At 61.1% G+C, this 26,808-nt stretch carries 29 protein-coding genes; 18 read left to right on the forward strand and 11 right to left on the reverse strand.

Annotated features, from left to right (window positions below):
- The first annotated feature begins 321 nt into the window (after positions 1 to 321).
- The 7 genes from NKH04_RS06985 (at position 322) to NKH04_RS07015 (ending at position 7,524) form a co-directional block, all read left to right on the forward strand.
- On the forward strand, positions 322 to 3,159 hold the full coding sequence (locus NKH04_RS06985) for a sensor histidine kinase (protein ID WP_353044181.1): 2,838 nt from the start codon (positions 322 to 324) through the stop codon (positions 3,157 to 3,159).
- Positions 3,156 to 3,797 (forward strand): response regulator transcription factor, encoded by a 642-nt coding sequence (locus NKH04_RS06990; protein ID WP_352470618.1) that lies wholly within the window; start codon positions 3,156 to 3,158, stop codon positions 3,795 to 3,797. Before NKH04_RS06985 ends, NKH04_RS06990 begins: the two co-directional genes overlap by 4 nt.
- Positions 3,798 to 3,799: 2 nt before the next feature.
- On the forward strand, positions 3,800 to 4,189 hold the full coding sequence (locus NKH04_RS06995; RefSeq protein ID WP_352470617.1) for a response regulator: 390 nt from the start codon (positions 3,800 to 3,802) through the stop codon (positions 4,187 to 4,189).
- Entirely contained in the window at positions 4,179 to 4,862 is a 684-nt protein-coding gene (locus NKH04_RS07000; RefSeq protein WP_031211078.1) for a response regulator transcription factor, read from the forward strand. The genes NKH04_RS06995 and NKH04_RS07000 overlap by 11 nt, the downstream gene beginning before the upstream one ends.
- Before the next feature lie 556 nt (positions 4,863 to 5,418).
- Entirely contained in the window at positions 5,419 to 6,402 is a 984-nt protein-coding gene (locus tag NKH04_RS07005; protein ID WP_502913376.1) for an alpha/beta fold hydrolase, read from the forward strand.
- A 13-nt stretch (positions 6,403 to 6,415) separates the two neighbouring features.
- Positions 6,416 to 6,661: a hypothetical protein gene (locus NKH04_RS07010; RefSeq protein ID WP_352470615.1), complete on the forward strand. Its 246-nt coding sequence runs from the start codon at positions 6,416 to 6,418 to the stop codon at positions 6,659 to 6,661.
- A 113-nt stretch (positions 6,662 to 6,774) separates the two neighbouring features.
- The gene (locus tag NKH04_RS07015) at positions 6,775 to 7,524 is read left to right on the forward strand and encodes a glucose 1-dehydrogenase (protein WP_352993803.1); all 750 of its coding nucleotides are present in this window, start codon (positions 6,775 to 6,777) and stop codon (positions 7,522 to 7,524) included.
- A gap of 266 nt (positions 7,525 to 7,790) precedes the next feature.
- Here NKH04_RS07015 and NKH04_RS07020 read toward each other — a convergent pair whose 3' ends face one another.
- Complete coding sequence (locus NKH04_RS07020) at positions 7,791 to 8,018, reverse strand: DUF680 domain-containing protein (protein ID WP_352612459.1); 228 nt, start codon at positions 8,016 to 8,018, stop codon at positions 7,791 to 7,793.
- 370 nt (positions 8,019 to 8,388) lie between these two features.
- Here NKH04_RS07020 and NKH04_RS07025 point away from each other — a divergent pair, with 370 nt between their 5' ends.
- From NKH04_RS07025 to NKH04_RS07065, 9 genes are all read left to right on the forward strand, one after another.
- Positions 8,389 to 9,180, forward strand: a complete 792-nt coding sequence (locus NKH04_RS07025; RefSeq protein WP_353021063.1) for an alpha/beta fold hydrolase — start codon at positions 8,389 to 8,391, stop codon at positions 9,178 to 9,180.
- Between the two features lie 66 nt (positions 9,181 to 9,246).
- Positions 9,247 to 10,005, forward strand: coding sequence for an SDR family oxidoreductase (locus NKH04_RS07030; RefSeq protein WP_352470611.1), 759 nt, complete (start codon positions 9,247 to 9,249; stop codon positions 10,003 to 10,005).
- 46 nt (positions 10,006 to 10,051) lie between these two features.
- Positions 10,052 to 10,453 (forward strand): cupin domain-containing protein, encoded by a 402-nt coding sequence (locus NKH04_RS07035; protein ID WP_352470610.1) that lies wholly within the window; start codon positions 10,052 to 10,054, stop codon positions 10,451 to 10,453.
- A gap of 51 nt (positions 10,454 to 10,504) precedes the next feature.
- Complete coding sequence (locus NKH04_RS07040; RefSeq protein WP_352470609.1) at positions 10,505 to 11,152, forward strand: HD domain-containing protein; 648 nt, start codon at positions 10,505 to 10,507, stop codon at positions 11,150 to 11,152.
- A gap of 266 nt (positions 11,153 to 11,418) precedes the next feature.
- Positions 11,419 to 11,940, forward strand: a complete 522-nt coding sequence (locus NKH04_RS07045) for a carboxymuconolactone decarboxylase family protein (RefSeq protein ID WP_352449835.1) — start codon at positions 11,419 to 11,421, stop codon at positions 11,938 to 11,940.
- 137 nt (positions 11,941 to 12,077) lie between these two features.
- Positions 12,078 to 12,515 carry a CBS domain-containing protein gene (locus NKH04_RS07050; RefSeq protein WP_353044135.1) on the forward strand — a complete coding sequence of 146 codons (438 nt, stop codon included), beginning with the start codon at positions 12,078 to 12,080 and terminating at the stop codon, positions 12,513 to 12,515.
- 127 nt (positions 12,516 to 12,642) lie between these two features.
- The gene (locus tag NKH04_RS07055) at positions 12,643 to 13,377 is read left to right on the forward strand and encodes a sensor histidine kinase (protein WP_352540087.1); all 735 of its coding nucleotides are present in this window, start codon (positions 12,643 to 12,645) and stop codon (positions 13,375 to 13,377) included.
- 52 nt (positions 13,378 to 13,429) lie between these two features.
- The gene (locus NKH04_RS07060) at positions 13,430 to 13,711 is read left to right on the forward strand and encodes a GNAT family N-acetyltransferase (RefSeq protein WP_352449832.1); all 282 of its coding nucleotides are present in this window, start codon (positions 13,430 to 13,432) and stop codon (positions 13,709 to 13,711) included.
- 42 nt (positions 13,712 to 13,753) lie between these two features.
- The gene (locus tag NKH04_RS07065) at positions 13,754 to 14,131 is read left to right on the forward strand and encodes a DUF1810 domain-containing protein (protein ID WP_353044136.1); all 378 of its coding nucleotides are present in this window, start codon (positions 13,754 to 13,756) and stop codon (positions 14,129 to 14,131) included.
- Positions 14,132 to 14,252: 121 nt separating this feature from the next.
- On the opposite strand, the gene NKH04_RS07070 is transcribed toward NKH04_RS07065, so the two are convergent.
- From NKH04_RS07070 to NKH04_RS07090, 5 genes are all read right to left on the reverse strand, one after another.
- Positions 14,253 to 15,164: a pirin family protein gene (locus NKH04_RS07070; protein ID WP_353015964.1), complete on the reverse strand. Its 912-nt coding sequence runs from the start codon at positions 15,162 to 15,164 to the stop codon at positions 14,253 to 14,255.
- A gap of 26 nt (positions 15,165 to 15,190) precedes the next feature.
- On the reverse strand, positions 15,191 to 16,708 hold the full coding sequence (locus NKH04_RS07075; protein ID WP_352470603.1) for a mechanosensitive ion channel family protein: 1,518 nt from the start codon (positions 16,706 to 16,708) through the stop codon (positions 15,191 to 15,193).
- A 23-nt stretch (positions 16,709 to 16,731) separates the two neighbouring features.
- A complete protein-coding gene (locus tag NKH04_RS07080) occupies positions 16,732 to 18,024 on the reverse strand; it encodes a cytochrome b (protein WP_353044137.1) in 1,293 nt (430 codons plus the stop codon).
- A 16-nt stretch (positions 18,025 to 18,040) separates the two neighbouring features.
- Complete coding sequence (gene petA / locus NKH04_RS07085; RefSeq protein WP_502895671.1) at positions 18,041 to 18,622, reverse strand: ubiquinol-cytochrome c reductase iron-sulfur subunit; 582 nt, start codon at positions 18,620 to 18,622, stop codon at positions 18,041 to 18,043.
- Positions 18,623 to 18,683: 61 nt separating this feature from the next.
- Complete coding sequence (locus NKH04_RS07090; RefSeq protein ID WP_353044138.1) at positions 18,684 to 18,827, reverse strand: hypothetical protein; 144 nt, start codon at positions 18,825 to 18,827, stop codon at positions 18,684 to 18,686.
- 155 nt (positions 18,828 to 18,982) lie between these two features.
- On the opposite strand from NKH04_RS07090, the gene NKH04_RS07095 reads away from it, so the two are divergent.
- Positions 18,983 to 19,567: a glutathione binding-like protein gene (locus NKH04_RS07095; protein WP_352470601.1), complete on the forward strand. Its 585-nt coding sequence runs from the start codon at positions 18,983 to 18,985 to the stop codon at positions 19,565 to 19,567.
- 345 nt (positions 19,568 to 19,912) lie between these two features.
- Positions 19,913 to 20,968, forward strand: a complete 1,056-nt coding sequence (locus NKH04_RS07100) for an alpha/beta fold hydrolase (RefSeq protein WP_353044139.1) — start codon at positions 19,913 to 19,915, stop codon at positions 20,966 to 20,968.
- Between the two features lie 78 nt (positions 20,969 to 21,046).
- Here the strand turns inward: NKH04_RS07100 and guaD are convergent, their stop codons facing one another.
- The 5 genes from guaD to NKH04_RS07125 form a co-directional block, all read right to left on the reverse strand.
- Positions 21,047 to 22,414 (reverse strand): guanine deaminase, encoded by a 1,368-nt coding sequence (guaD, locus tag NKH04_RS07105; protein WP_353044140.1) that lies wholly within the window; start codon positions 22,412 to 22,414, stop codon positions 21,047 to 21,049.
- A gap of 100 nt (positions 22,415 to 22,514) precedes the next feature.
- A complete protein-coding gene (locus tag NKH04_RS07110; protein WP_352470599.1) occupies positions 22,515 to 23,378 on the reverse strand; it encodes an aromatic ring-hydroxylating dioxygenase subunit alpha in 864 nt (287 codons plus the stop codon).
- Positions 23,379 to 23,401: 23 nt separating this feature from the next.
- Positions 23,402 to 24,802, reverse strand: coding sequence for an 8-oxoguanine deaminase (locus tag NKH04_RS07115; RefSeq protein ID WP_352470598.1), 1,401 nt, complete (start codon positions 24,800 to 24,802; stop codon positions 23,402 to 23,404).
- Between the two features lie 7 nt (positions 24,803 to 24,809).
- Positions 24,810 to 25,745: an ABC transporter permease gene (locus NKH04_RS07120; protein WP_352470597.1), complete on the reverse strand. Its 936-nt coding sequence runs from the start codon at positions 25,743 to 25,745 to the stop codon at positions 24,810 to 24,812.
- Positions 25,746 to 25,755: 10 nt separating this feature from the next.
- Positions 25,756 to 26,808 (reverse strand): ABC transporter permease, encoded by a 1,053-nt coding sequence (locus NKH04_RS07125; RefSeq protein ID WP_502913370.1) that lies wholly within the window; start codon positions 26,806 to 26,808, stop codon positions 25,756 to 25,758.

Consider the following 26,808-nt stretch of genomic DNA (forward strand, 5'->3'; position numbering starts at 1 on the left):
GCCGCCCCGTGCAATGCATGGATTTCCATGAGGTGCGGTTGGGGCGTGGCGGGATTAGGGTGGCGACGTGAGTCCGTCAGCCCAGTCCAGCTATCAAGAGCAAGTGCTACACGAAGCGCCGACAATCTCCAGAGTTTGTTTGTCCGTTAGGGGCACCCGATGACGATAGCGCCCAACTCACTTGGCGAGACCGATTCCAGCGCAACGCTCGCGTTAGCGCATGACTTGAACCGATCCGGACCGGGAAGTGGCCGACCTTTCGCGACGAATGAACCGGGCCTGATTCGCGGCAACATGATCAGCGATCTTGGAAGAGGCAGGTTGTCGCGCGTCTGGTCGCACCGTCCCCAATTCCTGCATCTGGGGCTTTTTATTACGGCCTATGTCCTGGGCTGCGGCTTCGCCCAGTCGCTCGCAATCATACCTGGAACAGGGATTTCCATTTGGCCTCCGAGCGGGCTTTTCATCGCTACTCTTGTCTTCGCCTCCAGGTATAGCTGGCCGTGGTGGGTGCTGGGGGCCTGTGTGGCAGAACTGTTCAGCAACTTCTTGTGGTTCCACACTCCGCTGCCCGCGGCCTTCCTGATCTTTGCCGGCAACGCTCTTGAAGCGGTGGCCGGCGCATGGCTTGTGAACCAGACCTGCCAGCGCCCAGTTCGGCTGGAAACGTTGCGGGACGTTCTCGCATTCGTCGTACTGGCCGCTGGAATTGCGCCAGTTGCAAGCGCAACGGTGGGAAGTGCGGCGCTTGCTTGGTTTGGCATACAATCGCAAACCTTTGTGACGGCTTGGCCGCTGTGGTGGATCGGAGACGCGACGGGAGTCCTGATCGTAGCGCCACTGGCGCTGGTCGTGTTCCAGAACTGGCGCGGAAAAGCGCAGCTCTCGGCGGCGCGATGGATGGAAGCTTGCGTCCTGGGGCTGATCTTTCTTGGTATCGCCGCCCTTTCCTTGAGCGGCTATCTGCCCTTCGCCTACATCATCATGCCGCCTCTTCTTTGGGCCGCGGTGCGTTTTGAGTTCAGAGGCGCCGCCGTAGCATTGACCGTCCTCGCTCTGATCACGGCGGTATTCACGATATCCGGCGCCAGCCAATTTGCCGGCGATCCTGAGTCCCAGAAGCACAACCAGATCATGCTGCAGCTTTTTCTGGCCATCTCTGCATTTTCGGCGCTCGTCGTGGCCGCCATTTCCAGGCAGCATCAGGCGGCGGTGCTCACTTTGCGCCAAAGCGTGGAGACCTTGCGGGAGCGGGAGCGAGAACTCTCGTTGCTGGTCGAAATGATCCCCGCTCACATCGCCCGCATGGCGCCCAACGGCGAACCAACCTTCTTCAGCAAGCGCACGACAGACTATATCGGCCTCAACAACATCGCGGACTGGGACGAGCCGGGCACGAGCCGCCTGGCGACCGTGGTCGCGGCAGCCGTCCATCCCGACGATGGACCCAGGATGAGAGAATGGCTCAGCCGCTCGCTCGCCACCGGCGAACCCTATCCCATAAGGTATCGCCTGCGTCGCGCGGACGGCGTGTACCGCTGGAGGGAGGGCCGCGCCGAGCCGCTGCGGAACCAGAGTGGGACGATCGTGCAATGGTACACGGCCAGCATCGACATCGACGATGAGGTGCGCGCGCAGGAGGCATTGCGCGACCGGGAGCGGGAGCTCTCGCAGCTTGTCGACATGGTTCCGAGCCACGTTTGGCGCCTGACGCCGGACGGCGAGCCGACCTTTTTCAACAAGCGAATGGTCGACTTTCTCGGCCTTGACGTAACGGATTTGGACAAACAGGGCATCAGCCGGCTGGCGGCGATGATAGCGGCCATCGTCCATCCGGACGACGCAGCAGCATTCGGCGATACGCTCAGTCACTGCCTCGCCACCGGTGAGCGCTTCTCCATGAGGTATCGCTTGCGCCGCGCCGATGGCATCTATCACTGGATGTCGAGCCGGGCGGAGCCGATGCGCGATCACGCTGGCCTGATCGCGCAGTGGTACGGCCTCTGTCACGACATAGACGATCAGATGCAAGCCGAAGAGGCCCTGCGGCGGAGCGAATTGCAGCTTCAGCAGATGATCGACGCTGTGCCGGTCCGCATTTGGAGCGCGGTGCCGACCGGCGGGCCGGTCTATTTCAACAAGCGATACCAGGACCATTTCCGCGCCGTCATCGCCAATTTCGAAACACTCGGAGAGCCGCGCATCGAGGAATTGCTGCAAGAACTGGTTCATCCCGAAGATGCTCCCGAGGTGCTGCGCACGTTGCTGAGCTGTTTCGAAACAGGCGGCGGTTCCGCGATGCGGTTTCGCTGGCGCGAAACAGATGGCTATCGCTGGGCGGAGTGCAGGGTGGAGCCGCGGCGTGATGAAGACGGGGCGGTTGTGCAATGGTACGGGGTTTCCCTCGACATCGACGAAGAGGTGCGCGCCCAGGAAGCGCTGCGACAAGCCTCCGACAAACTCGCGCAAGCCACTCAGGCTGCAAGTCTCGCCGAGCTTTCCGCTTCGATCGCGCACGAGGTGAATCAGCCGCTGGCCGCGATCGTCGCCAATTCCCATGCATGCCACCGTTGGCTGTCCGCCGCCCCTCCGAACGTCGAACGCGCGAAGATTACGGCCGAGCGCATAATCCGGGACGCCAATTCGGCGGCGGACGTCGTCGGCCGCATCCGCGCGCTGTTCAAGCAATCCACCGAGACGAGGACCAATGCGACGCTCAGCAGTGTCATCACAGAGGCACGCGACCTCGTGGCCGAGGAAGCGATGCGGCGGGGCGTTCGCACCAGCGTTGATGTCGGAAGCGACAGTCCGCTAGTCGCGTTCGATCGCGTCCAAATCCAGCAGGTTCTGGTCAATCTCATCCGCAACGGCATGGACGCGATGGACTCTGGTGCGGATGACGGAGTTATCAGCATCCGCGTGCGCCGTATCGGGGATGTTGTCCAGACCGAAGTCAGAGATCGCGGCCGGGGCATCGAGTTTCCCGACCGGATATTCGAACCGTTCTTTACCACGAAAGAGCAAGGGATGGGCATGGGACTAGCGATCTGCCGTTCGATCATCGAGTCGCACAGCGGGCGTTTATGGGTCGAGAAGAACGAACCACGTGGAGCGACGTTTATCTTCACGTTGCCGATTGAAGCGAAAGCGGCGTCATGACGACGGACGGCCAAATTGTCTTCATCGTAGATGACGATGAACGCATCCGGGAGGCGCTCAGTGAGCTGCTGGCTGCACACGGCATGTGTGCCGTAGCGTTCGGATCGGCGGGCGATTATATCCGCGCTGACAAGCCGGACGTCCCTGCCTGCCTCATCCTCGATATCGAGTTGCCGGATATTAACGGCCTCGATCTGCAGCGGCAGATTGCCGAGGGCGATCATCCGCCGATCGTTTTCCTGACGGGACATGGCGATATCCCGTCCTCGGTGCGTGCGATCAAGCACGGCGCCGTGGATTTCCTGACTAAGCCCTTCAGCGATGCAGACCTCATGGCCGCAATCCATGCGGCGATTGCCCAGGATCGGGTACAGCGATCGGAGCGCGCCGAGCTGGGCGTGTTGAAGCAACGTTATCTCGAGCTGACGCCGCGCGAACGTGAGGTGCTGCCGCTGGTGGTCAGCGGCCTGCTCAACAAGCAGGCCGCCGCTGAACTGGGGATCAGCGAAGTTACGCTGGAAATTCATAGAAGGAACGTCATGCAGAAGATGGTCGCGGCGTCGCTCGCCGACCTCGTTCGCATCGCCGAGCGATTGGGAATACCGATCACGCACTCGCGCCGGGCAGGGGGGAACTGAGGGTGAGCAAGCGGAGGCCTGTCGTGGCGATTGTCGACGATGACCCAAGACTGCTCGAGTCGCTGGAGGACCTTCTGGAGTCCGCCGGCTATGTGGCCCGCAGCTTCTCGTCGGCAGGGTCGTTACTGGTCAGCGGCCTGTCTGGATTGGACATGCTTATCACCGACATCGGGATGCCCGGCATGGACGGCTTTGAACTTCGCGACTTGGTCAAGAAGGCGCGTCCGGATCTGCCTGTGTTCCTGATCACAGGCCGCCACGAGATAGTGGATCAGCACCGCGCCAAGGGCATTGGCAGGCTTTTCCGCAAGCCGTTCGATGGCCAGGCACTGCTTGCGGCGATCGGCGACGCTTTGCGCAACCCAGAAACGGAGGCTAAACATGAGAGTTGACCAATTGCCCTTACCGAGATCGACGCCGTCATCACAGCAGCGAAGGGCTGAAGCCGAGCAGCCGCTGGTCATTATTGTCGATGATGATGCCTCTGTTCGGGAGGCGCTGTCTGAATTGATCCTGTCGGCGGGTTTCCTGCCGGTGTGCTTTACCTCAACCCGTGAATTGCTTGACGCCGACGTGTTGGAGAGCCCCGGCTGCTTGATCCTCGACGTGCGCATGCCAGGGACGAGCGGTCTCGATCTGCAGCACCATCTTGCGAAAAACGGCAACCCCAAACCCATCATCTTCCTGACCGGGCATGGCGACATCCCGATGACTGTCCAGGCGATGAAGGCCGGCGCCGTGGACTTTCTCACCAAACCGGTGCGGGATCAGACGCTGCTTGACGCTGTGATCGCCGGCATTGCGGTGGATGCCAAGCGGCGGGCGGATGCCGTGATCGTCAAGCGCAACATCGAGCGCGTCGAGACGCTGACGCCGCGCGAGCGCGAGGTCCTGCGTGAAGTGGCGCGCGGGCGCCTCAACAAGCAGATCGCCTTCGACCTCGGCATCAGTGAAGTGACGGTCAAGCTTCACCGCGGCAATGTCATGCGCAAGATGGAAGCCGCTTCTATCGGTGAGCTGATCCGGGCGTGGGAAACGCTGCCCGCGCCGATGCGCGAGGTCTAGAATTTGGCACAAGCCGATCCATGCCCCATCCAATAGGATCGCCCGGCGCGCCGGGCCATTTCAGGTGCTTTCTCAGCGCGCCCAAGCCTTCCTGCCTGTTGATACGCTCGTGCTGCTGCGGGTGATCCTGATGTACATCGGTGGTTCTGTTTGGTGTTTCGCGGCAAGGCCCGCGCCAAACATCGGTTACTACTGAGCGGCGCTCTTTGGCAGCGCCAGCCTGACCGACAAACTCGCAACATTTCATGCAACAGCAACTGACGCCGGCATGCCGCGTCGGTCCCCGCGCCGCTACCCAAGCCTAATTGACGTGTGTCTATAAGAGCTTGCCTTAGCCCGGCCCTATCTTCGGCGTGCCTGCCCTGCACCTTGGCATCGTATGACAGATGCCTCCGTAGAGTAGGTTCGCGGCCCGGATCGGTGCATCCTGTTCCTCGCAAGCCATCACGACCGTCGCGTTTCTACCGCTCCTCGCTCGCTCCTCCCCGAACGCGACCGCTCAGGCCGACTCGACGGTCGTGATGGTGAGCAGGATGTTCAAAGCACATGGATGGACATGATGAACAAAGACGGACTTTTCTCCGTCGGCGGATCTCGCCGCGATGTCTTGTTGGCAGGCCTGATCTCTACGGTCGCCGCCGGACTGCCCCGCGCTGCTTCGGCAACGAGCCGAAAACGAAACCTTCCCTCTTCCCCCTCAATCAAAGGAACCAAGACGATGAGCACCATCACGACCAAGGATGGCACCGAAATCTACTACAAGGATTGGGGCAAGGGTCCTGTCGTCACGTTTTCGCACGGCTGGCCGCTGAATTCCGACGCCTGGGACGGCCAGATGCTCTTTCTTGCCCATAACGGCTTTCGCGTCGTTGCGCATGACCGGCGCGGCCATGGCCGATCGAGCCAGGCCACGTCCGGCAACGACATGAACGGCTATGCGGATGATCTTGCAGCCGTGATTGAGGCGCTGGATCTCCGGAACGCCACGCTGGTCGGCCATTCGACCGGAGGAGGCGAGGTTGCTCGCTATATCGGACGGCACGGGACGAAGCGGGTGGCCAAGGCTGTTCTTATCGCCGCTGTTCCGCCGATCATGGTGAAGACGCCGGCCAATCCGGAAGGCCTGCCGATCGAGGTATTCGACGGCATAAGGGCTGGCCTCGTCAAGGATCGGTCGCAGTACTACCGGGACCTCGCACCGTTGTTTTATGGCGCGAACAGGCCAGGCGCCAAGGTTTCCCAGGGGACTCTGGATCAGTTCTGGCTCTGGAGTATGCAGGCGGGTCTCGTGAACGCGTACGAAAGCGTCAAGGCGTTCTCCGAGACCGATTTTACCGAGGACCTCAAGAAATTCGACGTGCCAACCCTCGTCCTGCATGGCGAAGACGACCAGATCGTCCCCGTCAAGGACTCGGCAGTCAAGTCGGCCCGATTGATCAAAGGCGCAAAGGATATCTATTACCCCGGCGCGCCCCACGGGATCACGGCCACGCACCAAGATCAGGTCAATGCTGACCTGCTCGCCTTCATCAAAGGATAGCTTCTGTCGGCTCATGTCCCGGATTGTGGAACCGAACCACTGCGCCATCGAGCTGGAGCGCTGGCAGGGGCGCGAAACATATGCTGCGCCACGGCTGCCACTCGGGCAACTGCGCCTGTGCAGCCCGGAGGCGATCGCCGGCGTTCGACACTACGTCGCGCTGTCGGGGGTCGCCGCCGCGCGCTTGTTCTGCCTTGATGGCCAAAGCGCTCTCCAAGACGTCAAACTGGCTAAGCACCGGGAGTTTATCAATCGCTAGCCGTTTGCGATTGCCGCTCATTTTGGCGGTCTCAATTAGGCGTGAAATTTTCTTGGCCAGCAGTTGCGACTATCGCAGCAGCACCGGCGCTATTTTTCGAAGGCAGGAACGAAATGGGCGTACTCTCGGGCAAGATCGCGGTGGTCACCGGCGGGAACAGCGGGATCGGACTATCGGCTGCAAAAATCTTTGCGGCCGAGGGCGCGCAAGTCGTCATTACCGGCCGCCGGCGGCAGGCGGTCGAGGAAGCGGTCGCACAGATCGGGGCAGGCGCGCTGGGCATTCAGGGAAATGTGGCCGAGGTGTCGCACCATGACGAGGTAGCGCAACAGATCCGTCAGAGGTTCGGGGCGCTCGACATCTATATGGCGAACGCCGGCATAAACACCATCACGCACTCGGCCGACGTCTCCGAGGCGGAATATGATGCGCAATTTGCCGTCAATACGCGAGGCGTCTTCTTCGGCGTCCAGAAGCTGATTCCGATCATGCGGAATGGCGGCGCAATCATCCTCACAGGCTCGCTGGCCAGCGAGAAGGTTCTGGACGGTCATGCTGTTTACGCGGGCTCGAAGGCGGCCATAAATGCCTTTGCGCGCGCTTGGGCGATCGAACTGAAGTCTCGCGGCATCCGGGTCAACGTGCTCAGCCCAGGTCCGGTGGATACGGCTATTCTCGATAAGCTAGGCATACCGTTTGAGCAGCGCGGGCTGTTTGAAAAGGCGATGGCAGAGGCAATACCCCTGGGCCGGATGGGGCAGCCGGAAGAGCTGGCAAAAGCCGCCCTGTTCCTTGCCTCGGACGCGAGCAGTTTCGTAACGGGCATCAATCTGCGGGTCGACGGCGGGATGGCAGTGCTCTGAGCCACGACTGCGATGTCGTCGCGCCAATAGACTTCCGAATAAATGGCTGAGCAATCGGTCATCCTCAAGACGATTTTCCGGGAAGCTGCCGCACGAGTCGCGCCAAATAGGTCGGAGGCGAGACGTTTTGTCGACGTGGCGCAAATTGAGCCACGTAAGCAGCAAGTCGCATTGCAGGGATCGACGCGCAAGAGAGAAGTCGGCTCGCCGATACGGCGGAAGGACCGAGGTCTCGCCCCGGTCCTTCAATTTTCTGTAGGTCGGGATCAGTGACCCCAGATGCCCTGGCCATATTCATCGTTGGGAACAGTCGGCTTGCGTACGGTTTTCGGCACCCCGATATCATTGTTCATTTTTTTGATCGAGGATGTATACATGTTGTAAGACGCAGTCGCAGGCTGCTGGGATCCGTTTGATCCATAGTGGTCGCTTCCGGCAGTGGCGCTTCCTGCTGTAATAACAAGCACGGCGACAGCAAGGACTGTCATTTTCATTTCAGTAACTCCATTGATGGCTTGGATGGTATTCACCCATACAAATATAAATGTCGTGACGCAGCGACACGATCAGACGGTCCGGCTGTTTGATCCATACGAAGGCATTGGGCGATTCAGGCCGAAGGCCAGGGACTATGTCGTTGACGAGAGGAGGCTTTGCGGCGCGCCCTCAGTGTCTGTTCCGGCGACCGCCGACAATGCACACCCGGCATAGATACCTCAATTTGCTGCAGGGCACCTGATCTCCCCGGTGACCTACCCTGCACCTTGGCATTGTATGACAGACCCTTCCGCACAATAGGTTGGCGGGCCGCGTCGGCGCATTCTCCTGAGCATTGGTCACCACAGGCGACACGGGAGAAAGCAAATGCGAAACATAACTCGAGTCCTGGCCCTCACCGCAGCGCTTGCCGCGTCGGGCGGCGGGATGGCGCAGGCCGCGAATTCTCAGCCCAAGCCGACGATCGTACTGGTGCACGGCGCCTTCGCGGAATCGTCGAGCTGGGATGCAGTCATCACCAAGCTCAGCAAAGACGGTTATGTGGCGATAGCCGCAGCTAATCCGCTCCGCGGCGTTGCCAGCGATGCGAAAGCAGTCTCAGCCATCGTCCGGTCGGTTTCCGGGCCGGTCGTGCTGGTGGGGCATTCCTATGGCGGGCCCGTCATCACCGAGGCCGCCAATGGCAATCCCAATGTGAAGGCGTTGGTCTACGTGGCGGGTTTCGCGCCCGATACGGGCGAATCGAGCCTTACGTTGTCCAGCATGTTTCCCGGTAGCACCTTGGGGAGCGCGCTTGCTCCAGTCGCGTTGCCGGACGGCGGACAAGACCTCTTCATCGAGCCGGCCAAGTTCCGCGCGCAGTTCGCCGCCGACGTTCCGCAAGAGCAGACTTTGCTGATGGCTGCCACTCAACGCCCTGTTGCGCAGGCGGCTCTGGCTGAAGCCTCGGACGTCGCCTCATGGAAGACGCTGCCGTCCTACATGATCTACGGCTCGGATGACCGCAACATCCCGGCAGCCGTCATGAGCTTCATGGCCAAGCGTGCGCACGCGGTAAAGACCGTCGTCATCGAGGGTGCGTCCCACGCGCTCATGGTTTCGCATCCCGACGAGGTCACGTCACTCATCGAGGATGCTGCTGCATCGGTCAGTCAGTAGCAGGCCGGAAACGCCCAGCATCCGATCGAGCAACGAAAATAGACACGCAACACCAGGAGACCAGACATGAAGATCGTCGTCATCGGCGGAACCGGGCTGATCGGTTCAAAGACCGTGGAGAGACTGCGAAACAAAGGCCACGACGTACTTGCGGCGTCGCCGAATTCGGGCGTCAACACCGTTACGGGAGAGGGTCTGGCGGCCGCGCTTGCCGGTGCGCAGGTCGTCATCGACCTCGCGAACTCGCCGTCGTTCGAGGAAAAGGCTGCCCTGGAGTTCTTCTCGGCATCCGGGCGTAATCTTTTTGCCGCCGAAACGGCCGCCGGCGTCCGTCATCACGTGGCGCTGTCGGTCGTCGGTACCGACCGGCTGCAGGGCATGGGCTATTTCCGCGGCAAGTTGCTTCAGGAAAAGCTGATCAGGGAGTCCGGAATTCCCTACACCATCGTTCACGCCACTCAATTCTTCGAATTCACCGCCGCCATCGCAAACACGGGCGCCGTCGGGGATACCATTCATATGTCGCCGGCCTACTTCCAACCCATGGCGGCTGATAATGTTGCCGATGCGATGGCGGACGTCGCGCTTGCCGCGCCGTTGAACGGCATGATCGAAATTGCCGGCCCGGAGCGTGTTCGCATGAGCGAACTTGTCGAGCGCTTCCTGAAGGCCACCAAGGACCCGCGCAAAGTCGTCCCGGATCCCGGCGCGCTCTACTACGGCCAAGTGGCAATCGACGATCGAACGCTGGTGCCCGGCGAGAACGCGCGCATCGGCGCCGTGCGTTTCGATGATTGGCTCAGCCGATACACACCACCGAAGTAAGTAATCATCGGATAGGCCCGCCATTCGCACAACAAGGAGACCAGACATGATCAAAACACTTCTCTGCGCCGCGCTCACCGCCGCTTCCGTCACCGCAGCAATGGCCAATGACGCCGCCAGCGTGAAGCTTGTCTACGACCAGGCTCTGCCAAACGTGCCCGGCAAGAGCATGAAAGCCGTGCTCGTCGAGTACGCGCCTGGGGGTACGTCGCCGGCTCATACCCATCCCAAATCCGCGTTCATCTATGCCACGGTCCTGCAGGGGGCGATCCGAAGCCAGGTCAATGACGGGCCGGTGAAGACTTATCGCGCCGGCGAGAGTTTCTCGGAATTCCCTGGCGACCGTCATGCCGTCAGCGAAAACGCCAGCAAGACGGAAGGCGCTCGTCTGCTTGCTATTTTCGTCGTCGACACCAGCGAGACGGAACTGACGACGAACGCGAAATGAAATCGTAGCCCCCAGGACCATCGGGGCGTACGCGAAGGGACGGTCAGTGACATGAATTCGATCGCCATCCGCACACTTGCGGGGATTTTGGTCCCCCATACTCCGCTTGTTGGCCGAGCGATCGAACATGCCCGCGCTCGATGTGAACCCTACCTGTTCAACCACGTGGTCCGATCCTGGCTTTTCGCGGCCCGGATCGGACAGATTCAGAATATCCAGCACGACGCCGAGGTTGTTGCGGTTGCAACCCTGTTGCATGACGTCACGCTCAATGAGGACTTCGCCGGGCCGCGCCGTTTCGAAGTGGAAGGCGCCGATCTCGCCCGCGCCTTCGTTCGGGAGGGCGGCTTCGACGAGCGGCGCGCCCAATTGATCTGGGACAGCGTCGCCCTCAACTCGACGCCGTCGATTGGCCTCTACAAGGAGGCTGAGGTGGCGCTGTGCACAGCCGGCATCTGCCTCGATGTCGTCGGCTTGCAATACAGCCTCGTTTCGTCAGCCGAGATTGCAAAGATCGTTGGCGAATTTCCGCGCCTCGGGATGAAGCGGCGGATGACGCGATGCTTTTGCCATATCGCCGAGATCAGGCCCGAAACCACCTACGACAACTTTGCCCGGGACTTCGGCGAGCGCTTTGTTTCAGGCTACAAGGCGACTTCGGCAGTTGATCTTGTGATGAACGCTCCCTTTGAAGAGTGACCGCAGTTTCGATCCAGGTTCTATCGACACCGGTCGGTTCAGCCTTGCCCTTCAAGTGACCCAAACGCTGTGCGTCTGTCGGATGCATGCGGCAAAGCGAATTGCCGAGGGCAGCGGTCAGGTGCCAATTTCCACCTCCTATACTTCGGTTTAGGCGCCCCAACCCAATCGAGTGGCAATACATATCATCGGCACGATAGCAACAGTTCGTCTCACCGGTCATCCTTACGGTGCAATGGATTGCAAACACCTCAAGGAGATAAGTAATGAATATTGCAGCGCCACCGGTCGCTCCGAAAGGAAAAGCCGTCGCCCAACGCGCGAGTTATGCGGAGCAGTCGCCGGAACTTCTGAAGAAATTTATTGAATTTCTTGGTGCGACGCGAGAGGGGTCGATCGAAGAGCCAATCCGCGACCTTGTTGCAGTCCGAGCCGCGCAGCTGAACGGGTGCACCTTCTGCCTCGATATGCACGTTAAACAGGCGAAGATCCATGGCGAGCGCGAACTGCGCCTTTACCACCTGGCAGCCTGGCGGGATTCGACCTTGTTCGTTCCTCGCGAGCGCGCAGCCTTGGCATGGACGGAAGTCTTGACCAAGCTGCCCGAGCAGGGTGTCCCCGACGAGATCTACGATCGGGTCAGGTCGCAGCTTTCCGAGAAGGAAATCTCCGATCTGACCTTCGTTGTCATGGCGGTCAACTCTTGGAACCGTCTGAATATCGGCTTCAAACCCGTCCCGGGCTCGGGCGATGCGAAGTTTGGCCTGAGCAAAGCAGCACTGAGCTAATCTTTGGAATGGGTCAGAATGGCGCTTGTTTGCGCGCCATTCTGACCGGCCGGACGAAGGCGCCGAGCTCGGCGACCAACACTGGAACCGATCCCAGCCCCGCGGCCGCGGCCGCGAGGCGCTCTCAGGAGGGCGTCATGCGAATTGACAGTCTGCATCCAGTAATATCGGCCCGTCTCATGGTGGTCGATCTCGACGCTCCACTCCGCAGTGCGGCACTCTCACTTTCCAGGCCCGCAATAGGCCTGGTCGTGGTGTGCCACGGCAGTGGGGAGGCGGCAGGCGTGCTGAGCAAGTCCGACCTTGTCCGCCATCTGGCGAATTCAGGGCCAACAGAAGCGCCGATTGCGGCTTTGATGAGCAGGTCCATCGTGTCCTGTGGTCCCGATGACGACCTTCATTCAGTGTGGCAGACCATGGCCGCGCGAGGCCTTCAGAATGTGCCGGTGCTCGGGGCCGACTCGAAACCGCTAGGCGTCCTCGATATCCGTGATGCGATGAAGGCGCTCTTCAAACAAGAGGAACTGCAGGAACGGCTGCTTGCCAACTACATCAGCGGGATCGGCTATCAATAGAGCATCGTCTCGCGATTGAATATACGGAAGTATGTATCGGCGTCTTCTTAGATATAATGGAAAATAAAAGCCATAAATTATAGCGTGTTGAAGCCAATAGGTGCCGACTTAGCCAGCGGGGAACGAAATGTTTCGTCCGGACATAAAAGAAGATGTCTTCGACGGCCCGCCCGATGGCCCTGGAGGTGGTATGTCCGTGCAAATGTCGACGGCCGGCATCGTCCATGACCTGGGCAATCTCATTCAGGTCGCCTCGTCGGCGTTGAACCACCTGGCCCGCGATCCGAGCATCCAAGCGGCTCCGGCGCTCGGGCCTGTAATAGCCGGCGCCAAAACGGCTTTGGAGCGGGCTGGTGGCCTTGTCCGGCAAACCATCAGCCTGGCCCGAGAGAGCCACGCGGAAATCGAATACACAAACGTAGGTGCTTGCCTGGCTGAGATCGAAACCCTCGTACGGAGCGCCTTGGATGCCAATTTCGGTCTTGAGCTTCGGGTTGGGTCCGACCTGCCTTTGGTGAGATGCGATCGCTTTGGATTGCAAAATGCGGTTCTGAATCTTCTGTTCAACGCGCGCGATGCAATGCCTGACGGCGGTTTCATCTCGATCGATGCCGGCTTGGCCTCTGAGAACTCTGCCGCCGGTCAGGTAGACATCCGCGTCGCGGACAACGGTATCGGGATGACCAGCGAGACGATGGTCTGCGCCTTCGATCCGTTCTTCACCACCAAAAGCGAAGGCCTCGGCGGCGTCGGTTTGCCGATGGTGAAGCACTTTGCCGAGCAATCAGGCGGAAGCATCGATATTCAGAGCACACTTGGGGCAGGCACGACCGTCACTCTGCGGTTGCCTGCGATGCGATAGCGGCCCGCCAATCTGCCTCCGGTGACACGTGACATACAATCGAGAGATAAAGATGGATGCACAAGTCGTTGAAAACGTCCAACAGCACCGTTTCGAGCTGCCGATCGCCGGTGATATGTTTGCGGCGGCCTATTATCGGCTCGAGGGCGGGAAGGTTGCGCTGATACACACCGAAGTCCCGTCGGAATTTTCCGGACAAGGGATCGCGTCGCAATTGGCCCAAGGAACCTTCGAACTGCTCCGCAAGACCGGCCGTAAAGCGATCTTGAAATGTCCCTTCATGAGCCGCTTTTTCGCCAAGCACCCGGACTATGCAGATGTCGTCGGCGGCTAGTCATGGGCACGAATGTTGAGGGTTTCCCAAGGATCCATCCAAATGCCTGACGAGTATGATTTGCAGAGATTCGTCAGCGCACAGGATCCGGTCTACGACGACGCGCTGGCCATTCTACGTCGAGGGATGATGTGCACTCCCTACATGGAGTTCATCTTCCCAAGGTTGGCCACAAGGCGAAGTGGTACAGCGCCTGAGCCATATGCAATCACATCGCTCGACGAAGCCAGCGCCTATCTCTCGTTTCCGATCCTCGGAGGCCGTTATCGGGAATGCGTTGGCACCCTGCAACGGCTCTCCGGCCTAAGCGCTCGCGCTGTCTTCGGTGACGTTGATGCGAAGAAGTTGCACGCGTCCCTCACGCTGTTTTCCGAAGCAAGCAACGACGAGTTCCTGCTCGAGACAATCTTCGACGTCTGATTCGACGGTTTGCTCGATGAGGAAACGATGAACGATCTCTACTTGATATCGTAGTGGTCTGCCTGCGCCACCCGGCGTAAAGCTGTCGCGGCGCTGAGGTCACCATCCGCTGCCTTATCCCTCACACGCTGCCATCTGGCAGAGGCATGAGCTCGTGCTCTCCCGGCACGCCGGGGAAGCGGCGTTCGCGCCAATCCGCCTTTGCCTGCTCGATCCGTTCGGCTGAAGAGGAGACGAAGTTCCAAAAGATATGACGTGGCTCGGCCAGGGGCTCACCTCCTATCAGCATCAGTCTCGCCGCATGGAAGGCAGGCGCCTGGAGCACAATCTCAGCGCCGGGCGCCAGAGCTACTAATTCGGCCTCATGAAACGTACCGAACTGGCCGACAATTCCAACCTCACCGGCGACGATGTAGATCGCACGCTCACGGTGTTCGGGTTTCACCTGGTAGCGCGCACCGCTCGTGAGCACAATTTCGGCATAGACCACGTCGGAGAACGTCCTTACCGGCGAGACCAACCCGTCGGACGCGCCGGCGATCAACGTAAACTCGACGCCGTCGGCACAGATCCTCGGTATTTCGGGAGCGCCAAAATGTGCGACGTCGGCGGCAATTTCTTCATAGCGGGAGGGGAGGGCGATCCAAGCCTGAGCGCCGAAGAGATTGCTTGCCGACGCCCGGACTTCCGGTGGCGTGCGCTCGGAATGGACGATGCCCGACCCGGCCGTCATCCAGTTGACCTCGCCAGGACGGATGGTCTGCACTTTTCCCAAATTGTCGCGATGCACGATCTCGCCATCGATCAGGTAGGTCACGGCCGCAACGCCGATATGCGGATGCGGTCCCATATCGAAACCGTGACCTGCGTCGAATATAGCGGGGCCGAAATGGTCGAACAGGATGAAGGGCCCGATCATCAGGCGATCCGAGGACGGCAATACGCGCCTTATCTTCAGTCCGTCCGCAAAATCACGGATAGCTGGCTGGATGAGTGTATCGATGCCTGTGATACCGCTTTGGCGGATGGTCATGGATCTCTGTCCTTCTGCATGCCTTGTCAGCCAGGTGCTCGAACGCGCTTGAACGAAGCGGCTCGAAAGACTGTCTGAATGGCTTTGAGGAGCGCGAATTTGGAGCTCGCGTGGTGCTGTCCGGCGATGCCGCTTTCATTAAAAGCCGACACCCTCATCGACAGGATCGCGGCAAGATCTTCGGCCATTTCGGGCCTGTCGTGCAGCAGCGGCGCAAAGCTTTCCTGGTCTATGTCGTAAACCGTGACAGGGGTCATTGCCCGCAAACTCGACATCTCGCCAATACCGGCGAGCAAGCCGGTCTCGCCGAAGAAATCGCCAGGTGCAAGCCGGGAGATCTCCTGCAGTTGATCATCGTCCTCGCCAATTTGCCGGACGATGACGCCCGTCCGAACGATCATGAGCGACGGCAGCATCTCTCCCTGTCGTGCGATGATTTCGCCCTTATGGTAGGTGCGAACCGAGGCCGCTTTGGCGAGCGAACCCTGCTCGGTATCCGTTAGCGCCGAGAATACCGGTATGGAATTGATGAGTTCGATCGGGGTGAAGCCTTGGGAGGCCGCCGTCTCGTGGCCCGGCCGGTTGGTCATGGCAATCGAGCCTGAAAATGGCTCCGCCAGCAGCATGCCGGTCGACTTTGAATGGCGATAAATGAGATCGAAGATTTCGTTCCGAGCGGCACTTCGCTGGTCGATACTTGCGACGCGAAAAAACAACTCGATCTCGATAGCTGTGGCATCCAGGCTTCTGATGGTGACCGAAGGCGAAGGGTCCTGGAGGATCGAATTGCAGCTCAGCAAGACAGTGCGCATGAGGTCTACGATGATCGCCGGCGTCTTCGTTGGCGCCACCTTGACGGTTACGGCAAGTCCATGGCTCTCGTCCGGACCGCTTAGATTTGTTACCCCGATCTTGGCGAGAAGGCTGTTTGGCAGCGCCACGACATTGTGTGTCGGGGTCAGAAGTTGGGTCGACCGCCAATTGGTCTCGATAACGCGGCCTTCGGTTCCGTCGCCCAGAATGATCCAGTTTCCAAGCACGTAAGGGCGGCCGAGGTTAAGCGCGATCGCCGAAAATACGTCACCAAGCGTATTCTGGAGCGCCAGTCCCAGGATGACGGCAAACACGCCCGACGTGGCAATGAGCGTTCCGACCGGCACTGCAAAGACAAACGCCAGGATCGACAGGAACATTCCAGCGTAGACGACACCGACCACGACGTCCTGCAGGAGACGTGCCTCGCGCGGCTTTCGCTCGAAGACGAGATAGATACGGACAAATCCGATCAGCGCCCAGGCAAGGTGAACCCACCAGAGCAGCTTGACCGAGCCGATGAGGATCGCTCCTCCGGTTGTCTCGTTGTCCCCTGCGGCCTCGTACGGCACGACGCGCAGGTGGAGAACCATGGCCGACATCGCGACGAAAAAGGCGAGTTGGACGACCAGCTTCGCATTGGCGAAGCGTCTGGGGATGAGAGACCAAACGACGATCCCGGCGAGGCCGAGCAACACGATGTAGACCAGAGGAGAGTTCCACCAGTTCATGAACGATCACCGCTATGCCCGGTTCAACGTTTGGTCTCCGGCCCGGCGATCGGGCCTCTGGCGCTGGCCTTGTCTTTTTCGAGAACTGCTTCGGTGATCGAATTCGGCAGCCGTCGCGGCTTTTCGATCAGCCCGAGCACCGGCATGGCGATGATGAAGAACGCAAAATAGTAAAGCGTCGCCAGTTGGGACATGACGACGTATGCGCCTTCCGCCGGCCGGGAGCCGAGCCAGCCGAGAAAGAGGGCATTGGCAACGAACAGCCAGAAGAGCACCCTGTACCAGGGCCGATAGACCGCCGAGCGCACCTTCGAGGTGTCGAGCCACGGCACCAGGAACAGCACGGCGATCGAGCCGAACATCGCGAGCACGCCGCCGAGCTTGGAATCGATCGGCCCGATATTGAAGGTGATGGCCCGCAGGATCGCATAAAACGGCAGGAAGTACCATTCCGGCACGATGTGGGCCGGCGTCTTCAGCGGATTGGCGATGCTGTTGTTGTCGGGATGGCCGAGGTAGTTCGGCAGGTAGAAGACGAAATAGGCGAAGAAGAACAGGAACACGAGGATGCCGAAGGCATCTTTGACGGTGGCATAGGGCGTGAAGTCCACGACATCGGTTTTCGATTTGACCTCGATGCCGGTCGGATTGTTCTGGCCGACGACGTGAAGCGCCCAGATATGCAAGGTCACCACGCCCACAAGCACAAATGGCAGCAGGTAATGCAGCGCAAAGAAGCGGTTCAGCGTCGGATTATCGACCGCGAAGCCGCCGAGCAAAAGCTGCTGGAGCCAGTCGCCGATCAGTGGGATGGCGGTGAAAAAGCTGGTGATGACAGTAGCGCCCCAGAACGACATCTGTCCCCAAGGCAGCACGTAGCCCATGAAGGCCGTCGCCATCATCAGCAGGAGGTTGGTGCAACCGAGCACCCACAGCAGCTCACGCGGCGCCTTGTACGAACCATAGTAGAGCCCGCGGCAGATGTGGAGGTAGACGGCAATGAAGAAGAACGACGCGCCGTTGGAATGGAGATAGCGCAGCAGCCAGCCCGAATTCACGTCGCGCATGATCTGCTCGACCGAGTTGAAGGCCAGCCCCGTATCAGGGGCGTAATGCATCGCCAGCACGATGCCGGTCAGGATCTGTGAAACCAGCATGATCGTGAGAATGCCGCCGAACGTATAGGCATAGTTCAGGTTGCGCGGGACGGGATAGACGATGAAGCTGTCATAGACCAGCCGCGGCAGCGGCAGGCGGGCGTCGAACCAACGTTCGATTCTGGTTTTGGGCGTATAGGTCGAGTGTCCCTCGCTCATCGAAATGCCCCCTGCCTCAGCCGATACGGATCTTGGTGTCGGAAACGAATTGGAACACCGGTACCGCCATGTTCTCGGGTGCCGGCCCCTTCCGGACGCGGCCGGCAGTGTCGTATTGCGAACCATGGCAGGGGCAGAACCAGCCGTCGAAATCGCCTTCCTGACCATGCGGGATGCAGCCAAGATGGGTGCAGACCTGGATCATCACCACCCAGGCTTCCTTGCCCGGCATAGTTCGATTGGCGTCGGTTGCCGGCGCATCGGCCGGCAGGTTGGCGTTGCGGGCAATTGGATCCTTGAGCTCGGCGAGACTGACTGCCTGGCCGTCCTTCCTCTCTTTTTCGGTGCGGTTGCGCACGACAACCGGCTTGCCGTGCCAGTCGACGATCAGCGACGTTCCCGGCGTCAGCGAGGAGACGTCGACCTCGATCGCGGCGGGCGCCTCGACGCGCAATGTGTGCTCGGCTGTGGAGGTTTCGGAAAGGTCGGCCATGATGGCCACTCCTATTGTCGGAAGCTGCGTCATCGCGTTGGTGGCAATCGAGCAAAAGTCAGACCACGGCTTTCGCGTTTCCAGTCTGCTCGTGCCGCGCGGAATATGCCGGCCGTGGCCGGGTGTGAGCCATCGTGCCAACGGCACGTGCGTCCAATACTTTCGTTTAGGATTTCCTGAGCGAAGGACTGGCCGGGCCGGCGATGATGCCATCATGGAAGGTTCTGGATTCCTCCAGATAACCGTTGGCCGCTGAGCTGGCATACGTCCCGGCATTGCGCACGGCGATCCCGAACTTCAGTCCGACCATACCTCGGCATAGGCACGTCTAGCTGTCGGTGTCGTAGTCGTCGTCTCCGCCAAGTGCGAGTTTCTGGAGCGGTTGTCTCGCGTGGCGCGGGGCAGGTTTTCCGCTCGGCGACGACCAGTTGCGGGATTCAATCGGGTTCAGAAAAGGGAAAAGCGGTGAAACTCTACTACAGCCCTCTCGCCTGCAGCCTGGCGGACCACATCGCTCTGGAAGAGGCCGGTGTTTCCTTCGAGCGCGAAAGTGTGAACCTCAAGACCAAACGGACAGGCTCCGGGGATGATTTCACTACCGTCACGCGCAAGGGCTATGTTCCAGCCCTCGTGCTGGATAGCGGCGAAACGCTGACGGAAAATATCGCCGTCCTCGACTGGATTGCGTCGCAATACCCGCCACTGGCAGTGGCGGGGCCGTTGGGCCGTACCCGCCTTCTCGAAGCGCTGACCTACATCTCAACTGAAATACACCGAAGCTTCAAGCCGATGTGGCACCAAAGCAGCGATGCCGAAAAGGCCAGGGCGAGCGCGACGATTACGAGCCAACTCGAGTTCGTCGCTGACGGGCTCGAGACCGACTATCTGTTCGGCGACAAGCCCAGCGTCGCGGATTTTTATCTTTTCGTGATGCTGCTTTGGGCGGCCCGCTTCCAAGTCCCTGTTCCCGCGCCTTTGCAAGCCCTTCGCGTCCGAATGGCTGCCCGACCGGCCGTGCGCATCGCAATGGATCGTGAGGGCCTCGTCTGAAGCTGAGGGCGACTTCGAGCATAAGACCAGATGCAACATGTCCTCTCGCCCAAACAGAAGATCAGGAGTCATTCTCATGCTGCCGTTCCTGCGGATGCTACATCTACATCCAGCCGCTTCCAAGCGCGGGGACGGCCTAGGTCTCGAATTTCTGAGGAGGGAAATCGAGGAAACGCTTGACCTGACCGGCATTCAATCAGAGTTCGCCGCACTGCCTCCTGGCCGAGTGTTACAGTGGTTGGTCCGCCGCCCGCAGTCACCATCGAAATAGGCAACATTTCCTGTCGGCCGATGAGGCGGGCGGTCCGGTCGTTCCTGCTTGTTGGTCATTACAGAGGCTTCATCATGAATGCGAGTAAGGCTCCCGACACGGTCGATCATCGCCGCCGGCGCATTGTTGGTGCTGCAGCAATGACGTTCGCCGCCACCGAACTCGGCTTGAGCGAGCCGGCGGCCACTTGGACGGTCGAGGCGAGGGCATCTGCTACGCAAGCCACGCAGAAATCATTCGGCTCGCTCGGGCAGGTCAATGCCGGAAATCTGAGCGTCGGATATGCGGAGCTGGGGCCCGCCGAAGGTGCCCCAGTGATCCTGCTTCATGGCTGGCCTTATGACATTAACACCTACGCCGATGTCGCTCCCCTGCTTGCCGCAAAGGGGTACCGCGTGATTGTGCCCTACCTGCGCGGCTACGGCACTACGCGCTTCCTGTCGGACGAGACGATGCGCAACGGCCAGCAGTCGGCGCTCGCCGCGGATACGATCGCCCTGATGGATGCGCTGGGGATCGAAAAGGCCACGATCGCCGGCTGCGACTGGGGCGCTCGAACGGCCAATGTCGTTGCCGCGCTCTGGCCTGAGCGTTGCAAGGCGATCGTCTCGGTGAGCGGCTATCTCATCGGAAATCAGCAGGTCGGCATGGTGCCGCTGGCACCGGAGGCGGAGCTTCAATGGTGGTATCAGTATTACTTCGCCACGGATCGCGGCCGCGCCGGCTACGAGAAATACACGCGCGATTTCGCCAAACTCATCTGGCAACTCGCTTCGCCGCAGTGGAATTTCGATGATGACATCTTCCAGCGCAGCGCCGCAGCACTGGACAACCCGGATCACGTCAGCATCGTCATTCACAATTACCGTTGGAGGCTCGGCCTGGCACAGGGCGAGCCGGAATATGACGTTCTGGAAAACCGGCTGGCCGAAGCTCCCGTGATCACAGTGCCGACCATTACCCTTGAGGGCGATGCCAATGGCGCACCCCATCCCGACAGCAGTTCCTACGCCAAGAAATTCTCGGGCAGATACACGCACCGGATCATCACCGGCGGTATCGGCCACAACTTGCCTCAAGAAGCCCCGCAAGCCTTTGCCCAGGCTGTCATCGACGTCGGCGAATACTGATCAAAATCCATGACGTGCCCCCGACCGCAAGGAATAAAACGGGAAGAGTCCTGGTTCTCGGCACAGCCTCCGGTCCGCTTAGGCGAGAACAGCTCTCCCGCCGACCCAGACCGACGCGATGTTGGCCCTGGAAGCGGAGTAGACGATCTTCTGAAGGATGCCGTCGCCGTCGTCGAGTTCGTCCCACAGGTGAATTGTGCCTCTGGGCGCGGCGGTGTCGACCAGGATCGCATCGAAATGGTAGCCAGGCGAGAATCGCCCCACAGGCAAGCCGAGTGCCGCGCCACCGCCTGCCGTCGCCAGGTGGAAGGACTCGCGAAAGTCGACGCGTGCTGTTCCGGCCGTGCCGCGCGTCTCGGCCGCTAGCGCCGGGTCGGTGCCGGTTTCCAGCATGCGCGACGACATGACCGTCGCGCGCATCGCATCGAACATCGAGGCGCTCGGTCCCCCGGAAATGTCGGTGCCGAGCCCGACCTTGACACCCTTCTCGAGGGCCGCCCTCAACGGGAACACGGCGCCTGCGAAGTAGGCGTTGGAGACGGCGCAGTGCGCCACGGCCGCCTTGCGCACGCGGATCGTCTCCATGTCGGCAAGCGTAATGAAATTGGCGTGCGCGAGCACGCTGCCGGCGCGCAGCAGGCCAAAGCGATCAAGGCTAGACGTGTCGCTGATCCCGTGGCGCTGCAGCACGTAGCCATGCGCCCAGTCGCTCTCCGAGCAATGCGTCTGCACATGGCAGCCGCATTCCTGCGCAAGCATGCCGAGCCCTTTGAGGGCGGCGTCGGTACAGGAGGGGATGAAGCGCGGCGTAATGACCGGCTTTACCCGTCCCGTGGCATTGTCCGGATGCCCATGCACGTAGTCGATCAGAGCGCGCGTGCCATCGATGGCCGCGTCCGCCGAGGTATCGCGATAATAGGCCGGGCACTCGTCGGGATTGTCCATCGCCACTTTACCGACCAGCGCACGTTGCCCACGTTCGAGGCAAATGTCGACGAGCAGCCTTGTCGCGTCCTGGTGGATGGTTGCGAAATAGAGCGCTGTGGTCGTGCCGTTAGCGATCAGGTCGTCGACCAGCAGGCCGTAGCTGCGCCGCGCGAAGGCGAGATCGGCGTAGCGCGCCTCCAGGGGAAACGTGTGTTTGTGGAGCCAGGCCTCGAGCGGCACGTCCAGCGCTCTGCCGAGCTGCGGATATTGCGGCGCGTGCACGTGAAGATCGACGAAGCCGGGCAGCAGATAACTCTGCGCCGGCAAGGTCGCCAGCGAACCGGTCCGGCGCGCGGCCTCCAGCGCCTCGTCATAGCCGGCATCATGCGGATGCAGCACCGAGGCGATGATGCCTGATTGATCGATTGCGATCAGGGCATGGAGCAACTCTTCCACGAGCCCGCGCTCCGGCGCGTGAAAGCCGCTGGCCAGAAGCGTCTTGCCGCTCAGGTCGCTCACCTGTCCTCCGCCGAAGAACAGCTACGCACTGCCGTCGCGAAGCGCCAGAGCGTGATTGCCCGTCCGTCGATGCCGATGACAATATCGGAAGGGCTGCCGCTCATGCGGCTTGCGCCGTCGTGCCGTAGGTGATGCCCTTCTCCTTCAGCCAGCGGCGATAGGCGATCGACGAGCCGTCGGCCCGCGTCGGGATTTCCGCGCGCGGCTCGAGCGGCAAAAGAAGTGGCCGCTGGTTCTCCAGGATGATGCGGTCCTGCAGGAAGATGAGCTGCTGGAACTGCACAAGTTCGGTCGTGGTCGATACGTCGTCGATCAGGAACATGACGGGGTGCGCGCGGCAGCGGTCCGGATCGAGGGGCTGCACGAACAGACAGATCACGTCCCACCGGGTAGCCGAGTTGGGGCAGGTCTTGTAGAGCATCACCGCGAAAGGATTGGCGACCCGGTACATGTATTGGGTCATGATGCCGCCGGTCGCCGAGAGTGCTGCCTGCGGCTGGAAGAATTCGCAGTTGGTCGCCCACACCTCATCCACGTCGCGGCGGATTTCGGTTGTGTAATGCCGCACTTCCGTGTGCGGCTCGGCGCCCAATATGTCGGTATGGACGAAGGGGAAATGCGCCATGTCGAGGAAATTCTCGACGATGCGCAGGCCGGACGCCTTTACCGCGATCGCTCCGCAAACGACAGGCCGGCGATCGTCCTCATAGGCCTCCGGGATCGACAGCACATCGCCGGCCGGCATGCCGAGCGTGATCCATAGATAGCCGTAGCGTTCCTTGGCCGGGACTTGGCTGCCGTCGCCGGCACGCGACACATTGACCGGGCCTGCCGTATCGCGGGCTACCAACAGATCGACGCCCAGAAGCCGGTTCGGCATCGTGCCGACCGGAATCTCGTTCAGCGCGTCAATGCAATACCATTGGTCGAGGGCCGCCTGCTCCGCAGCTCGCTTAATCGTCATTGTTGCGTCCTTCCTGTGCTATCTCACTGCCGATAGATGCGGTCCATCACGGCCCGGTGGTCGGCCATCGCCGCCTCGACATCGAAAGAGGCGAAGTCGCCTCTCGCGATAATCTGCCGGCCGTTGATGTAGGAATAGTCGACCTTGAAGGGTCCGCAAAGCACCAGCGCGGCGAGCGGGTCGCGCTCGGTGCCGGAAAGGCCGAGTTGGCTGCGTTTGACCGCGATGAAGTCGGCGCACATGCCGGGCGCGAGATGGCCGATGTCATTGCGGCCGAGCAGGGCAGCGCCACCGCGCGTCGCCATTTCGAGGGCCTCGCGCGCGGACAGCGCCGTCGGCGTGCCGCCGAAACCGCCGCGGCCGCCGGGCTTTTCGGAGAGGTAGTGGTGCGGCGCGACACGCTGAAGCATCAGCGCCAGCCGCGCTTCCATGAACAGGTTCGACGTGTCGTTCGAGGCCGAGCCGTCGACGCCAAGGCCGACCTTCACGCCCTTGTCGAGCATCTCGCGGATTTTCGCGATGCCCTGGCCGCAGCGCATGTTAGCCGACGGGCAATGGGCGACCCCGGTGCCGGTTTCGGCGAAGCGGTCGATCTCGTCGCTGGTCATGAAAATCGAGTGGGCGAACCAGACGTCGTCACCGAGCCAGCCGACGGATTCGGCGAACTCGACCGGCCGTTTGCCATAGATTTCGAGGCAGTACTTCTCCTCGAAAAGCTCTTCGGCAAGGTGCGAATGCAGGTTCACGCCCTTGTGGCTGCGCGCCAGCGATGCCGCATCGCGCATCAACTCCGGAGTCACCGAGAAAGGCGAGCAAGGAGCCAGGATGATTCGGCTCATTGAATGCCGCGACGCGTCGTGATAGCCGCCGATCAGCCGTTCGGCATCCTTCAGGATATCCTCTTCCTTTTCGACGCAGCGATCCGGCGGCAAGCCGCCCTGGCTTTCGCCGCGCGACATGGCTCCACGCGCAGCGTGGAAACGCAGACCGATATCGCGGGCCGCACCGATCGTCGCGTCGAGCGTGCAGTTGTTGGGCAAGATGTAGAGGTGATCGGAGCTGGTCGTGCAGCCCGAATGGATAAGCTCGGCCATCGCTACGCGCGCCGAGACACCTATCGCATCGTCGTCGAGCTCGGCCCAGATCGGATAGAGCGTCTTCAGCCAGACAAGCAGTTCGTCGTTCTGAGCCATCACACGGGTGAGGTTCTGGTACATATGATGATGCGTGTTCACCATGCCCGGCATGACGACATGGCCCGATAGGTCGAGCACCTCGTCGGCACTGGAGGCACTGAGTTCCGCGGTGGTGCCGACCGCTTCGATGACGTTGTCGTCGATCATCAAGGCGCCGTCGGAAATCTCGCGGCGCGTATCATCGAAGGTGGCGAGCAGATCGATGTTCTTGACAAGCAGGCGGGGCATGACGGTCTCAACGCATGTCGCGGAAATAGGGTTCGCCGAGAGCAGCCGGCGCGGCCATTACCCGGCGCATGCGCTGCCAGGCAAGCACCGGCACGATGATCAGGGCGATCGTGCCGAGATAGGGCAGCATCGACAGGATCGGCGCCGCGATCGGCCAGTTGCGTGCTTGGCCGACGAAGCCGAGCGAGGTGATGAGACCGAACAGCAGAGCGGCCAGCACGGCGTTGAGGGGCCGGTAGCCTGCGAAGATGACGAGAGAGACGGCAATCCAGCCGCGGCCGGCCACGACGCCTTCCGACCAGGAGGGAACGAAGGCAAGCGTGAGGTAAGCGCCGGCGCCGGCCGCCAGCGCCGAGCCCGCGGCGACATACCAGAAGCGGATGCTTAGCACCGAAATGCCGGCGGCGTCGGCTGCCGCGGGGTTTTCGCCCACCGCGCGCATGTTCAGCCCGTGGCGCGTGCGGAACATGATGTAGTGCAGCACAACCGGCAGGACGATGTAGATCAGGTAGACAAGGATGTTCTGCGTGAAGATCGCGCGACCGAGCAGCGGGATGTCGCTAAGATAGGGAATAGCGATCGGCGCGAAGGTCGCCGGCGCCGGCATGCCGGAATAGGCGCGACCGATCGTTGCGGCCATGCCGGTGCCCATCAGCGTCAGCGCCAGGCCGCACAACACCTGGTTCGCTTTAATGACGACGGTGCCAAGAGCGAAGACGCAGCCAATGAGGAAACCGACGGCAAGCGCAAGGACGAAGCCGAGCATAGGGTGCGGCGTGGCGACGACGACCGCGATGCCAGTGATTGCACCGAGCGCCATAAGCCCTTCGACGCCAAGATTGACGACGCCGGCGCGCTCGGAGAGCGTCTCGCCCAGCGCCGCCAGCGCCAGCACGCCGCCGGCGAGAATGGAGGTCTGGATCAGTCCGGCGATCATGTCCATGGGTGTTTCCTCAGCTCGCGACCGGTTCGGTCCGCGTGATGCGGTAGTGAGCGAGTTCGTTGCCGATCGCCGTGAAGAACAGGATCAGTCCGGTGATGGCGAGCACGGCCGAGACGGTGATGCCTTGCGTCTGCAGGATGATGCCCGAATTCAGGATGACGCCCATCAAAGCCGCGCCTGCGAGCACGCCAAGTGAGGAACCGCGCGCCAGCACCGCGACCATGATGCCGAGATAGCCGAAATTGTTGGAAATGCCGCCCTGCAGGCGATGCACCGTGCCAGCTACTTCCAGCATACCGGCGATGCCGGCGATCGCTCCCGACATCAGCAGGACGACGATCAGGCGGCGGCGGAACGGCATGCCCGCATAAAGCGCCGCGCTCGGGTTCGACCCAGCGACCCGCACCTCGTAACCCCAGCGCGTGTAGTTGAGCAGTCCTGCGATGACAAAGGTGAGCAGGATCGCCAGCGGGAAACCGTAGTGCACGATACCCCAGAATTCAGGCACGTCATGCGGCAGACGTGCAGTGGTCGCGAGCGCATGGCCGCTCGGGTCGAGCCATGGTCCGGTGGCGACGTAGTAGACCATCAGCGTCCCCACGAAATTCAGAAGCAGGGTGGTGATGAGTTCGCTGACATCGGCGTAGGCGCGCGCCAGCGTCGGCACCAGTATCCAGAGCAGCCCGCCGAGCGCGCCAGCGATGAACATAACAGGCAGGATCAGCCAGGTCGGGCCGGGAATGAACAGCGCGACCGCCGTGGCGCTGAAGGCGCCGGCATAGAATTGGCCCTCCGCGCCGATGTTCCAGGCGCCGATTCTCAGCGCTACCCAGACCGACAGGCCGGTCAGGATCAGGGGAGTGACCAGAAGTCCGACATCTTCCAGCCCGAAGCTCGAGCCAAAAGTCGAGTTGAGCACCTCCCAGGCGAGTTCGACGGGAGCATTGCCGCGAGCGGCCAGAACCAGGCCGGCGACCCCCAGTGCCAGCACGATCGCCAGGGCACGTGCCGCAAAGGCAACGGAGGGCTGCGCGGATGGAACGCGCTGGAGCTTGATCGCCAA

Origin of the sequence: Mesorhizobium sp. M1365 (assembly GCF_040317865.1) — a bacterium.
Taxonomy (GTDB): domain Bacteria; phylum Pseudomonadota; class Alphaproteobacteria; order Rhizobiales; family Rhizobiaceae; genus Mesorhizobium.